Annotated in this window: 12 protein-coding genes; 11 read left to right on the top strand and 1 reads right to left on the bottom strand. The window is 56.4% G+C overall.

Annotated features, from left to right (window positions below):
• Positions 1-115: 115 nt before the first annotated feature.
• On the bottom strand, positions 116-634 hold the full coding sequence (locus tag DI44_RS01565) for a MerR family transcriptional regulator (protein ID WP_011232559.1): 519 nt from the start codon (positions 632-634) through the stop codon (positions 116-118).
• 218 nt (positions 635-852) lie between these two features.
• On the opposite strand from DI44_RS01565, the gene DI44_RS01570 reads away from it, so the two are divergent.
• The 11 genes from DI44_RS01570 (at position 853) to DI44_RS01620 (ending at position 12537) form a co-directional block, all read left to right on the top strand.
• Positions 853-2025, top strand: coding sequence for a PDZ domain-containing protein (locus tag DI44_RS01570; protein ID WP_033026249.1), 1173 nt, complete (start codon positions 853-855; stop codon positions 2023-2025).
• Between the two features lie 13 nt (positions 2026-2038).
• Entirely contained in the window at positions 2039-2263 is a 225-nt protein-coding gene (locus DI44_RS01575) for a CsbA family protein (protein WP_011232557.1), read from the top strand.
• Between the two features lie 249 nt (positions 2264-2512).
• Positions 2513-4489, top strand: a complete 1977-nt coding sequence (gene uvrB, locus DI44_RS01580) for an excinuclease ABC subunit UvrB (protein ID WP_021321647.1) — start codon at positions 2513-2515, stop codon at positions 4487-4489.
• Between the two features lie 7 nt (positions 4490-4496).
• Complete coding sequence (gene uvrA / locus DI44_RS01585) at positions 4497-7364, top strand: excinuclease ABC subunit UvrA (RefSeq protein ID WP_014196737.1); 2868 nt, start codon at positions 4497-4499, stop codon at positions 7362-7364.
• Positions 7365-7492: 128 nt separating this feature from the next.
• Entirely contained in the window at positions 7493-7819 is a 327-nt protein-coding gene (locus tag DI44_RS01590) for a DUF4870 domain-containing protein (protein WP_011232554.1), read from the top strand.
• 102 nt (positions 7820-7921) lie between these two features.
• Entirely contained in the window at positions 7922-8284 is a 363-nt protein-coding gene (locus tag DI44_RS01595; protein ID WP_011232553.1) for a phage holin family protein, read from the top strand.
• 248 nt (positions 8285-8532) lie between these two features.
• On the top strand, positions 8533-9468 hold the full coding sequence (hprK, locus tag DI44_RS01600; RefSeq protein WP_011232552.1) for an HPr(Ser) kinase/phosphatase: 936 nt from the start codon (positions 8533-8535) through the stop codon (positions 9466-9468).
• A 59-nt stretch (positions 9469-9527) separates the two neighbouring features.
• On the top strand, positions 9528-10340 hold the full coding sequence (gene lgt, locus DI44_RS01605) for a prolipoprotein diacylglyceryl transferase (protein WP_011232551.1): 813 nt from the start codon (positions 9528-9530) through the stop codon (positions 10338-10340).
• 99 nt (positions 10341-10439) lie between these two features.
• Positions 10440-11378 (top strand): nucleoside recognition domain-containing protein, encoded by a 939-nt coding sequence (locus DI44_RS01610; protein ID WP_011232550.1) that lies wholly within the window; start codon positions 10440-10442, stop codon positions 11376-11378.
• A complete protein-coding gene (gene ppaX, locus DI44_RS01615) occupies positions 11375-12043 on the top strand; it encodes a pyrophosphatase PpaX (protein WP_011232549.1) in 669 nt (222 codons plus the stop codon). Before DI44_RS01610 ends, ppaX begins: the two co-directional genes overlap by 4 nt.
• Entirely contained in the window at positions 12040-12537 is a 498-nt protein-coding gene (locus tag DI44_RS01620) for an acyltransferase (RefSeq protein ID WP_021321645.1), read from the top strand. Before ppaX ends, DI44_RS01620 begins: the two co-directional genes overlap by 4 nt.
• The last annotated feature ends 392 nt before the right edge of the window (positions 12538-12929 follow it).

The following is a 12929-nucleotide window of genomic DNA, read 5'->3' as shown; positions in this document are numbered from 1 at the left end:
AAACCGCTGCGATTAAAAAAGCATAAAAAAATTGTAAAGAAGTAGTGAAGGGGGAGAAAAAGGGGAAAGAAGCAACCAAAAAAACACCCTGCGTCAAGCAGGGAGGATGGAACCATTAGGCAAACAACCCCATCACCCGCCCAAGGCCGCGCCGTTTCTGCTTTGGTTCGTCCGATGTTTCATGGGAGGAAGGCGGCCGATTGTTCAGCTGCTGTTCAAGGCGGGCGACAAGCTGCTCCAACGCAGTGAGGCGGGCGACGATTTCTTCCATTTCTTGGCGGTGATGCAACAGTTGAATGGAGACGACGTCATCTGCTTTTTGCTCCAGTTGCCGTTCAAGCTGGTCCAAGCGCGAGGAGACGCGGGCGATTTCGGGTTCGATCGATTCATGTAAGGCGTCAATAGGAATGTTGTTCCGCAGCGGCGTCGGAGGGCGTTTCGGGGTCGGCGGCGCTTCCATGGCGGCGCCTTGTTCAAATTTGACCCGTTCGAGCAAGGCGACTGTTTTTTCATCAAACAAGTAGTGGCCGGCCTCGTTTCTCCGCAACGGAATGTTGTATTTGCGCACCCAGCGCTGGATCGTTTTCGGCGATACACCAAGGCGAATAGCGACGTCGGACGTTTTCAATTCCATCGTTTCACTCCTCCTTGTTTCGTCTTGTTTATCCTTTTTCCTCTGCATCTTTGAAAATCCTTCCCAGCCGACAAAACTAGTGTTGATTCGGCAAAGAAAGTGGAAAACAGCGAAGATTCGCCATTGGCGAAAAAAGATGGCTGTGGGCATGGGAATTGGCCATGCCATTTGGTAGAATAGAAGATAAAGAATGATGAACGACGCAAGGGGTGAAGCGGATGGCAACATGGTGGCTGGAATGGCTTGAGGGCGTCGCGTCGGTTTGGCGGCAGCCGCTTCTTTATTATGGCGCCGCGCTCGCTTTGGCCGTCGGTTGGCGGCGGGTGAAGCGGGAGCGCCGCGATTTTCATGTGCGCGTCTACAGCCTATGGCAAGAGTGGCGCGGGCTTTGGACGAAGGGATGGATGGCTGGAGCGATGTTGTCGGCGGCGGCCGTCGGCATCGGGATCGCGGTGCCGCAGGAAGCGGTTTGGACGGTGACGGTGCTGACGGTGCTCTTTAGTTTGACGATGGAAGCGCGGTTGCTGTCGCCTGCTTATACGGTTGGCGGCGCGCTTCTCGTGCTCGGTTTGGCGGAGCGAAGCAGCGCGTTGTCCCGATGGCTTCCCGATGGCATGGCGGCCGCGCCCGCTTTGGCGGTGTGGCTTGCGTTGCTTTTGCTTTCGGAAGGATGGCTCATCATTCGCACGCGAAACGAGGCGGCCTCGCCGCAGCTTGCGAAAAGCAAGCGAGGGATGACGGTCGGCCTGCAATGGACGCAGCGTCTTTGGTTTGTGCCGGTTGTGCTGCCCGTATCAGGCGGCGCGCTGCCTCCGGCTTCCTGGTGGCCGCTCGTTTCGACGGGAGACAGCTATTCATTTTGGCTCGTGCCGTTTCTTCTCGGCTTTTCCCAGCGCCGCCAGCACATGCTGCCGGCGGAAGCGGCGCGCGCGGAGGGGCGGCTTGTTGTTCGGCTGGCGTTCGTTGTCGCCCTGTTGGCCGCTTCGGGTATATGGTATCCACCGCTCACGGTGGCGGCGGGGGCTATGGCCATCATCGGCCGCGAATGGATTGCGTTTTCCGGGCATCGCGCCGACCGCCCCCGCCCGCCCCGCTTTGCCCGCCATCCGCACGGCTTGGTGATTGTCGGCGTGCTTCCCGGCTCGAAAGCGGAAAAAATGGGGCTTTCGATCGGAGAAGTCATCATCAAAACAAACGGCGCCCCGGTGCGGACCGAAACCGAGTTTTACGAGGCGCTCCAACGCAACCGCGCGTTCTGCAAGTTGGATGTCGTCGGACATAACGGCGAAGTCCGTTTCGTCCAAGGGGCGCTCTATGAGGATGAGCATCATGAACTCGGGCTGCTGTTCGTCCGTGATCGGAACGCATCAGCGTCTGAAGCTGTTTCGTAAAGGAGAATGGATCATGTGGTTTTTGGCGGCACTCATCATTCCGTGCTTATTGGTGCTGTTGTTTGCGCGGGTGACGTACAATCGGTACATTGCTGTGCTGTTGACGACGGCGCTGCTTGTCGCTTCCTACTTGAAAGGCTATACGGATGAGCTGCATGAAATCGTCGCTGACATTGCATCGACGATCGCCGGCTTTCTTTGGGCCGGCCGCATGCTCGACTATCTGAAGCAAAAATGAAGCGGCGTTGTCGGTTCAACCGTCTGTTTTTGGAAAAAGGCATCGTCGGCTGAACCTCGGATTGTCGAAACGGAACGGAGCGAAGACGCGGACCTTGGGCATGAATGGGTCCGCTTTTTCGCGTTTTTCGGTGCGAAGCGATGGAAAACGCTGAGTGGGTTGGTACGAATATGAGTTCGCATTTTTGATGCATGGATCATCACGATGTGATACAATGGGGAAAGATGGTACGAAGGAGGAGGCGAAACGGTGGAGGGCCGTTTTCAATTAGTGGCGCCATACGAACCGCAAGGCGATCAGCCGCAGGCGATCGCCAAGCTCGTTGACGGCCTGCGCCGCGGGGTGAAGCATCAAACGCTGCTTGGGGCGACGGGGACGGGCAAAACGTTTACGATCTCGAACGTGATCGCCCAAGTCAACAAACCGACGCTTGTCATCGCCCACAACAAAACGCTCGCTGGCCAATTGTACAGCGAGCTGAAAGAGTTTTTCCCGCACAACGCCGTCGAATATTTTGTCAGCTATTACGATTACTATCAGCCGGAAGCGTATGTGCCGCAGACGGATACGTACATTGAAAAAGACGCGAAAATCAACGATGAAATCGACAAATTGCGGCACTCGGCGACATCAGCCTTGTTTGAGCGCCGGGACGTGATTATCGTTGCGAGCGTGTCGTGCATTTACGGTTTAGGGTCGCCGGAAGAGTACCGCGAACTGGTCGTATCGCTGCGCGTTGGGATGGAGATCGAGCGCAACGCGTTGCTTCGGCGGCTTGTCGACATCCAATACGACCGCAATGACATCGATTTTCGCCGCGGCACGTTCCGCGTCCGCGGCGATGTTGTCGAAATTTTCCCCGCGTCGCGCGATGAACATTGCATCCGCGTCGAATTTTTCGGCGATGAAATCGAGCGCATCCGCGAGGTGGACGCCTTAACCGGCGAGGTGCTCGGCGAGCGCGAGCATGTCGCCATTTTCCCGGCGTCGCACTTCGTGACGCGCGAGGAGAAAATGCGGCTCGCCATTCAAAACATCGAACAAGAGCTTGAGGAGCGGCTTGCCGAACTGCGCGCGCAAGGAAAGCTCTTAGAGGCGCAGCGGCTTGAGCAGCGGACGCGCTATGACCTTGAAATGATGCGCGAGATGGGCTTTTGTTCCGGCATCGAAAACTACTCGCGCCATTTGGCGCTGCGGCCGCCAGGCTCGACGCCGTATACATTGCTTGACTATTTTCCGGACGATTTTTTGATCATCGTTGATGAGTCGCACGTCACCTTGCCGCAGCTGCGCGGCATGTACAACGGCGACCGGGCGCGCAAGCAAGTGCTTGTCGACCACGGCTTCCGTCTGCCGTCGGCGCTTGACAACCGGCCGCTCACGTTTGAAGAGTTCGAGCAAAAAATCAATCAAATTATTTACGTCTCAGCGACGCCGGGGCCGTATGAGCTTGAACACAGCCCGGGCGTTGTCGAACAAATCATCCGCCCGACCGGGCTTCTCGACCCAACGATCGACGTCCGCCCGACGAAAGGGCAAATCGACGATTTGATCGGCGAAATTCGCGAGCGCGTCGAGCGGAACGAGCGGACGTTGGTGACGACGCTGACGAAAAAGATGGCGGAAGATTTGACCGATTATTTGAAAGAAGCGGGGATCAAGGTGGCGTATTTGCATTCGGAAATTAAGACGCTCGAGCGCATTGAAATCATCCGCGATTTGCGGCTCGGCAAATACGATGTATTGGTCGGCATCAACTTGCTTCGCGAAGGGCTCGACATTCCGGAAGTGTCGCTTGTCGCCATTTTGGACGCCGACAAAGAAGGGTTTTTGCGCTCGGAGCGCTCGCTCATCCAGACGATCGGCCGGGCGGCGCGCAACGCGAACGGCCATGTGATCATGTACGCCGATACGATCACGAAATCGATGGAAATCGCCATTCAAGAGACGAAGCGGCGCCGCGCGATTCAAGAAGAGTACAACCGAAAGCACGGCATCGTGCCGCGCACGGTGAAAAAGGAGATTCGCGACGTCATCCGCGCGACGTATGCGGCGGAAGAGACGGAGATGTACGAGGCAAAGCCGGCGGCAGCGATGACGAAACAAGAGCGGGAAGAGCTGATTCGAACGCTCGAAGCGGAAATGAAAGAGGCGGCCAAAGCGCTCGACTTCGAGCGGGCCGCCCAGCTGCGCGATATCATTTTCGAATTGAAAGCGGAAGGGTGATGGCCGGATGAACGGAATGGATAAAATTGTCGTCAAAGGGGCGCGCGCCCACAACTTGAAAAACATTGACGTCGAAATCCCGCGCGGCAAGCTCGTCGTCTTGACCGGGCTGTCCGGGTCGGGGAAGTCGTCGCTGGCGTTTGATACGATTTACGCGGAAGGCCAGCGCCGCTACGTCGAATCGCTGTCGGCGTATGCCCGCCAGTTTTTAGGGCAGATGGAAAAACCGGACGTCGATGCGATTGAAGGGTTGTCGCCGGCCATTTCGATCGATCAAAAAACGACGAGCCGCAACCCGCGCTCAACCGTCGGCACGGTGACGGAAATTTACGATTATTTACGGCTGCTGTTCGCCCGCATCGGCCGCCCCATTTGCCCGACGCACGGCATTGAAATCCAATCGCAGACGATCGAGCAAATGGTCGACCGGCTGCTCGCTTACCCGGAGCGGACGAAAATGCAAATTTTGGCGCCGATCGTCTCGGGAAAAAAAGGGACGCACGCCAAGACATTGGAGGATATTCGCAAACAAGGGTATGTGCGCGTCCGCATTGACGGCGAGATGCGCGAGTTGACGGAGGACATTGAGCTGGAAAAAAACAAAAAACATTCGATTGATGTCGTCGTCGACCGCATCATCATCAAAGACGGCATCGCCGCCAGGCTTGCCGATTCGCTTGAGACGGCGCTGAAGCTCGCCGACGGCAAAGTGGTCGTTGACGTGATCGGCGAGGGGGAGCTCTTGTTCAGCGAAAAGCACGCTTGTCCGTACTGCGGCTTTTCGATCGGGGAGCTTGAACCGCGTCTGTTTTCGTTCAACAGTCCATTCGGCGCCTGCCCGGACTGCGACGGGCTCGGGGCGAAGCTCGAAGTGGATCTCGATTTGGTCATCCCGAACGATGAGCTGACGTTAAAAGAACACGCCATCGCTCCGTGGGAGCCGCAAAGCTCGCAATATTACCCGCAGCTGCTCGAAGCCGTGTGCCGCCATTACGGCATCCCGATGGACGTGCCGGTCAGAGATTTGCCGAAAGAGCAGCTCGATAAAATTTTGTACGGCAGCGGCGGAGAGCCGATTTATTTCCGCTATACGAATGATTTCGGACAAGTGCGCGAACAATACATCGCATTTGAAGGCGTCATTCCGAACGTCGAACGCCGCTATCGCGAGACGAGCTCGGACTACATCCGCGAGCAGATGGAAAAGTATATGGCGGAACAACCATGTCCGACATGCCAAGGCTACCGGCTGAAAAAAGAAAGCCTGGCCGTCCTTGTCGGCGGCAAGCATATCGGCGAGGTCACCGCCATGTCGGTGACCGAGGCGCTCGCCTTTTTTGACGGGCTCGAGCTGACCGAAAAAGAAGCGCAAATCGCCCGCCTCATTTTGCGTGAAATTCGCGACCGGCTCGGCTTTTTGCAAAACGTCGGCCTCGACTATTTGACGCTCAGCCGCTCGGCAGGAACGCTCTCCGGCGGCGAGGCGCAGCGCATCCGCTTGGCGACGCAGATCGGCTCGCGGCTGACGGGGGTGCTGTACGTGCTCGACGAGCCGTCGATCGGGCTTCATCAGCGCGACAACGACCGGCTGATCGCGACGTTGAAAAGCATGCGCGACCTCGGCAATACGCTCATTGTGGTGGAGCACGACGAGGATACCATGCTGGCCGCGGACTATTTGATTGACATTGGTCCGGGGGCGGGCATCCACGGCGGCGAGGTCGTCGCCGCCGGCACGCCGGAAGAAGTGATGAACGACCCGAACTCGCTCACCGGCCAGTATTTATCGGGGAAAAAATTCATCCCGATTCCGACCGAGCGTCGCCGTCCGGACGGACGTTGGCTTGAGGTCGTCGGCGCGCGCGAGCATAACTTGAAAAACGTATCGGTGAAAATCCCGCTCGGCACGTTTGTCGCTGTCACCGGGGTGTCGGGCTCGGGCAAAAGCACGCTCGTGAACGAAGTGTTGTATAAGGCGCTGGCGCAAAAGCTGCACCGGGCGAAGGCGAAACCGGGCGAACATCGCGGCATCCGCGGGCTGGAGCATCTCGATAAAGTCATTGACATCGACCAGTCGCCGATCGGCCGCACGCCACGCTCGAACCCGGCGACGTACACCGGGGTGTTTGACGACATCCGCGACGTGTTTGCCTCGACGAACGAAGCGAAAGTGCGCGGCTACAAAAAAGGGCGGTTCAGCTTCAATGTCAAAGGCGGGCGCTGCGAGGCGTGCCATGGCGATGGCATCATCAAAATTGAGATGCACTTTTTGCCGGACGTGTACGTCCCGTGCGAAGTGTGCCACGGCAAACGGTACAACCGCGAGACGCTCGAGGTGACGTATAAAGGAAAAAACATCGCCGAGGTGCTCGACATGACGGTCGAAGATGCGCTCGACTTTTTCGCCTCGATCCCGAAAATCAAACGCAAGCTCGAGACGCTCTATGACGTCGGGCTCGGTTATATGAAGCTCGGCCAGCCGGCGACGACGCTCTCGGGCGGCGAGGCGCAGCGCGTCAAGCTCGCCGCTGAGCTTCACCGCCGCTCCAACGGCCGGACGCTCTACATTTTGGACGAGCCGACGACCGGGCTTCATGTCGATGACATCGCCCGGCTGCTTGATGTGCTCCACCGGCTCGTCGACAACGGCGATACCGTGCTTGTCATTGAACATAACTTGGACGTCATCAAAACCGCGGACTATATCATTGACTTAGGTCCGGAAGGCGGCGACCGAGGCGGACAAATCGTCGCTGTCGGCACGCCGGAAGAGGTGGCCGAGGTGGAGGAGTCGCACACCGGCCGCTACTTAAAACCGATTCTCGAGCGCGACCGGGCGCGCATGCAGGCGCAATATGAAGCGGTGAAGGCGTAAAGGCCTTTGCGGCTTTGTCCGCCGCTTGGGGCACCGGCGTCCGCCGCCTTTTTTTGCCGTCGGCAGGAAACTTTTCCTAGCGGCCGTCGTATATACAGGTAAAGGAAACTTGGAAAGGGGATTGCCGATTGTCGACGAACAAAGTGTTGTCCGCGCTTTGTTATTTCAGCGTCTTTTTTGCGCCGTTCATTTTGCCGATTGTCGTCTATTTTGTTGTCGAAGATCTTGAAGTCAAACGCCATGCGAAGCGGTCGCTCGTGTCGCATTTGATTCCGGCCGTTACGATCCTCTTGTTCATTGCGTTGGCCGCGTCGCCGGTGCTGTTCGGCCATTGGGGCGAGGAATCGCTTCTTTTTGGCGGCGGGCTCGTCTGGCTTGGGTTCCTCGTTGCTGGGGCGGTAAATCTCGTTGTCATCGTTTGGAATGTCATAAAAGGGATTCAAGTGTTAAAATAAGAGAAAGCGCCCGTTTGCCGGCGAATGCCGTGGCCCCGTTTCTTTGGGACTGTAACAAGGTGTGGCCGGCGGGCGCGAGACTCGAATAAAGATGGTGATGGGATGCTCAATTGGCTGATCGGTGTGTTTATCAATACGGTGCTGCTGATGGCGATTGACGGCTATTTTGACGATATTCACTTCAGCGGCATCGGCGCGGCGTTTTTGGCGAGCGTGATTTTGGCGGTGCTCAACGCCGTCGTTCGCCCTGTGCTCATCTTGTTGACGCTGCCGGTGACAGTGTTGACGCTCGGTTTGTTTTTGTTTGTCATTAACGCCATCACGCTCATGATGACTGCAGGGCTGATGGGCGATGCGTTTCAAATCGGCGGCTTTGGCACGGCGCTGCTCGCATCGATCGTCTTGTCGTTTTTCCACCTGCTCGTGCAAAAAGCGATTATCGAGCCGCTGCGCAACCGGTCGTAACGGGGGCGTGATCCATTGGAAGGCCGGTGGCGCCATGGTTTTCCGTGATCGTGTGAAAAGATGGCAAATGCGGCAAGGGGTTGCAATGGGAGAAACGATGCGGTGAAGATCGTTTCGGTTTGATGTGTTTGGCTTGATCGGGACGGGGGGAGCCGTCCCTGTTTTGTTTTCCCCGATGTTTTCCATTCAATGGCGGAACGAAACGTGTTACAATGGAAAAAGATGAAGAAAGGGGAGAAAGGCGACGTATGCCAAAAGTGCGGACGAAAGACATCATTGAACAGTTCCAGCTCGAGCTCGTCAGCGGCGCGGAGGGCATTTACCGCCCGATTACGACAAGCGATTTGTCGCGGCCGGGGATTGAAATGGCCGGCTATTTCGCCTATTACCCGGCGGAGCGTCTGCAGCTGCTCGGACGGACGGAGCTGTCGTTTTATGAAACGTTGACGCCGGAAGAAAAAAAGTCGCGGATGGAACGGCTTTGCACCGACATTACGCCAGGGATCATCGTCTCGCGTGGATTGGAAGTGCCGCCGGAGCTGATCGAAGCGTCTGAGCGCCAGTCGGTGCCGGTCATGCGCTCGACGATGAAAACGACCCGCCTGTCAAGCCGATTGACAAACTATTTGGAAAGCAAGCTCGCCCCCACCACCGCGGTGCACGGGGTGCTTGTCGATGTGTACGGCGTCGGGGTGTTGATCACGGGCAAAAGCGGCGTCGGCAAAAGCGAAACGGCGCTGGAGCTCGTCAAACGCGGCCATCGGTTGGTCGCCGACGACTGTGTGGAAATCCGCCAAGAAGATGAAGATACGCTCGTCGGCAGCGCGCCGGAGCTGATCGAGCATCTGCTTGAAATTCGCGGCCTCGGCATTATTAATATGATGACGCTGTTCGGCGCAGGGGCGGTGCGGACGCATAAGCGCATTTCGCTCGTCGTCGACTTGGAGCTTTGGGATCCGGAGAAGCAGTACGATCGGCTCGGGTTGGAAGAAGAGAAAGTGAAAATTTTGGATACCGAATTGCCGAAATTAACGATTCCGGTCCGCCCAGGGCGCAACTTGGCGGTCATCGTCGAAGTGGCGGCGATGAACTTCCGGCTGAAGCGGCTCGGGGTCAACGCGGCTGAGGAGTTTTCGGCGCGATTGAGCGACGCCATCGAAGACGGCGCGCACGATTACGACTGATGTTTCTTGCGTCAAAGGAATGGATCTCGTTTGGGCATGGAGCATAGGAGGTGGAAACGATGGAATCGACGATTCAGCCGCTCGACCGCGTGTTTTTGCACCTTGGCCCCATTACGATTTATTGGTATGGGGTCATTATCGGCACCGGTGTGTTGATTGGGCTATGGCTCGCGACGCGCGAAGCAGTGCGGCGCGGCTTGCCGAAAGAGACGTTTGTCGATTTGGTGTTATTTGCCGTGCCGATCGCCATTGTCTGCGCGCGGGCGTACTACGTGCTGTTTGAATGGCACTATTATTCAAAGCATTTGTCCGAGATTCCAAAAGTTTGGCAAGGCGGCCTCGCCATTCACGGCGGTTTGATCGGGGCGGTGGCGACGGGCGCGGTGTTCGCCCGCGCGCGCGGGCTGTCGTTTTGGAAGCTCGCCGATATTGCCGCACCAAGCATCATTTTAGGCCAGGCGATCGGGCGCTGGGGCAATTTTATGAACCAAGAGGCGCACGGCGGCCCTGTGTCGCGCCAGTTTCTTGAAAATTTGCATTTGCCGGATTGGATCATCAATCAAATGTACATTGACGGCCGTTATTGGCATCCGACTTTTTTATATGAGTCCCTTTGGAACCTCGTCGGCTTTTTCTTGCTTCTTTGGCTGCGGCGCGTCAATTTGCGGCGCGGCGAGCTGTTTTTGTCCTATTTGATTTGGTATTCGGTTGGCCGTTTCTGGATTGAAGGGATGCGCACCGACAGCTTGATGCTGGCCGGCAGTCTGCGCGCGGCCCAAGTCGTATCCGTGACGCTGATCGTGTTGTCGATCGCGCTGTGGATCGTGCGCCGGGCGAAAGGATGGGCAAAAGCAAGGTATCAAGACGAATAGCCGTCCTTATCCGTTGACGGATGACTAGGGAAAAAGAGAGGCGGCGTGTGGTGAAAAGGTCACACGGCGGCATGAAGACAAGCGAAGGAGAGAGGAGATATGGTAGGAACATTGCAGCGCGGCGTCATCGCCGGACTGAAGACGTCATGGGCGCTCGGCAAAATCATTTTTCCAGTGACGCTCATTTTAGCGCTGTTGCAGCCGACCCCTTTATTTTCATGGTTGATCGACCTTGTCACTCCCCTGATGAAGTGGTTCGGCTTATCCGGCGACGCGGCCGTGCCGCTGGTGCTCGGCAATTTGCTCGGGCTGTACGCCGCGATCGGGGCGATGCTGACGATCGAGTTTACAGTGAAAGAAGTGCTCATTCTCGCTGTCATGCTTTCCTTTTCTCACAACTTGATCGTCGAGTCTTCCGTCGCTTCGCGGACGGGTATGAGCGTTTGGCTCATGCTCGCCGTGCGCATTGGCTTGGCCGTTGTCTCCGGTTTGTTGATCGCCCATCTATGGGATGGGGGGCAGGAACTCGCTCAATATGGGTTTGTCTCGCCTGAAGCCGCCTCGCCGTCCGGCTGGGGAGAGATCATCTTGGCGGCGCTGAAAAAAGCGGCGACCGGCATCGTCCAGCTGGTTGCGATTGTCATTCCATTGATGACGATCATTCAAGTGTTGAAAGAACGCCACTGGATTGAGACGTTTTCGCGCTGGATGGCGCCAGCGACCAAGATGCTCGGCATGAGCGCGAACACATCGCTCACCCTTGCCGCCGGTTTTGTGTTCGGCCTCGCTTATGGGGCGGGGGTGATGATTCAGGCGGCGAAAGAAGACGGCGTCTCGAAGCGCGATTTGACGTTGGCGTTTATTTTTCTCGTTTCTTGCCATGCGGTTGTCGAAGACACGCTCATTTTCGTTCCGCTCGGCATCCCGGTCTGGCCGTTGTTGGTCATTCGCCTCGTTACGGCTGTGCTGTTGACGATGGCGGTGGCGTTCCTTTGGCGCCGTTTTGAACACCCGATGAGAAAGGAAGCCGCATCATGACGATTCGCACGATTTTATTTGACCTTGACGGAACGTTGATTGATACGAATGAGCTGATCATCCAGTCGTTTTTGCATACGCTGGAGAAGTATTATCCGGGCCGCTACGGGCGTGAGGACGTCTTGCCGTTCATCGGCCCGTCGCTGTATGAGACGTTCAGCTCGCTCGATCCGGAACGGGCCGAGGAGATGGTGAAGACGTATCGCACCTTCAACCATGCCCGCCATGACGAACTGATCCGCGAGTTTGACACCGTGTATGAGACGATCGAAACGCTGCACCGCCATGGCTTCCGCCTCGGCGTCGTGACGACGAAAATGCACGACACCGCCCTGATGGGGTTAAGAAAAACGCGGTTGGAACCGTTTTTCTCGTGCGTCATCGGCCTTGATGACGTCAGCCGCCCCAAACCGGATCCCGAACCGATTCATAAGGCGCTTGAGGCGCTTCAGTCGAAATCGGACGAAGCGCTGATGGTCGGCGACAACTACCACGACATTTTGGCCGGCAAAAACGCCGGCGTCAAAACGGCCGGCGTCGCTTGGGCGATTAAAGGCCGCGGCTATTTGGAACAATATGAACCGGACTATATGCTGGAAAAAATGAGCGATTTGCTGGCCATTGTCGGCATCAACGAACGGAAGGAGGAAACGTCCTCCCAGTGAGACGAACGACAAAATACCCTGTCCACGGGGCGAACTCGCTCTGGCAATTGTACCGCACCGTATCGTTTTGGAAAGTGCTGAAAAACGTCATCATCATTCAAATCGGGCGCTACACGCCGTTTTTGCCGCTGAAAAACTGGCTGTACCGCACGTTTCTCGGCATGAAAATCGGCGAACAAACGGCGCTCGCCTTTATGGTCATGCCAGATATTCTCTTCCCTGAAAAAATCCGCATCGGCCGCAACTGCGTCATCGGCTACAACACGACGATTCTCGCTCACGAATATTTGGTTGACGAATACCGCCTCGGCGATGTGGTGATCGGCGATGAGGTGATGATCGGCGCGAACTCGACCATTTTGCCTGGTGTGGTGATCGGCGACCGCGCCGTGGTCGCCGCCGGCACCGTCGTCCATCAAGACGTCCCGCCCGGGGCGATGGCCGCGGGTTGCCCGATGCGCATCGTCCGCCGGAATGAACCGCCTTCCAATTGAATGGGGGCGAGGTTTTGTTTGGAAAAATGAAGATTTCCAGAAAAAGTGATAAAAAGATTGGAACACAAAAAACATTTATAATGCGACTGATGAAGATCGTCTGACGGGCGTAGGTTTTCTATATAGGTGCAATTTGAATCTTTAACATTTGTAGTTTTTACAGAGCGATTGGATCGACTGTCGGGCGAGCGAACAATGCCGCTTCCGGAACCATGTATGGGGCTGCGAAGCGGGTGATTGTTCGGTCACCGCCAGTCGAAAAGTGGATAAGCGACTTTTCCGTCAATGATATGTTAAACTTTTTCGTTGCATGTATATAAATAAGTACTCTACTTTTTTAGGTATTTATTCCATTATTGTGGATAATCGCCTATGCGACATGGAACGAAATG

Origin of the sequence: Geobacillus sp. CAMR5420 (assembly GCF_000691465.1) — a bacterium.
Classification (GTDB): domain Bacteria; phylum Bacillota; class Bacilli; order Bacillales; family Anoxybacillaceae; genus Geobacillus; species Geobacillus thermoleovorans.
The sequence above is the reverse complement of the archived record's forward strand: the minus strand, read 5'-3'. Positions and strand labels throughout refer to the sequence as shown.

Excerpts from the sequence above, each read along its gene's own strand:
- DI44_RS01565 (WP_011232559.1), bottom strand. The coding sequence starts at position 634 with ATGGAATTGAAAACGTCCGACGTCGCTATTCGCCTTGGTGTATCGCCG.
- DI44_RS01570 (WP_033026249.1), top strand. The coding sequence starts at position 853 with ATGGCAACATGGTGGCTGGAATGGCTTGAGGGCGTCGCGTCGGTTTGG.
- DI44_RS01575 (WP_011232557.1), top strand. The coding sequence starts at position 2,039 with ATGTGGTTTTTGGCGGCACTCATCATTCCGTGCTTATTGGTGCTGTTG.
- uvrA (WP_014196737.1), top strand. The coding sequence starts at position 4,497 with ATGAACGGAATGGATAAAATTGTCGTCAAAGGGGCGCGCGCCCACAAC.
- DI44_RS01595 (WP_011232553.1), top strand. The coding sequence starts at position 7,922 with ATGCTCAATTGGCTGATCGGTGTGTTTATCAATACGGTGCTGCTGATG.
- hprK (WP_011232552.1), top strand. The coding sequence starts at position 8,533 with ATGCCAAAAGTGCGGACGAAAGACATCATTGAACAGTTCCAGCTCGAG.
- lgt (WP_011232551.1), top strand. The coding sequence starts at position 9,528 with ATGGAATCGACGATTCAGCCGCTCGACCGCGTGTTTTTGCACCTTGGC.
- DI44_RS01610 (WP_011232550.1), top strand. The coding sequence starts at position 10,440 with ATGGTAGGAACATTGCAGCGCGGCGTCATCGCCGGACTGAAGACGTCA.
- ppaX (WP_011232549.1), top strand. The coding sequence starts at position 11,375 with ATGACGATTCGCACGATTTTATTTGACCTTGACGGAACGTTGATTGAT.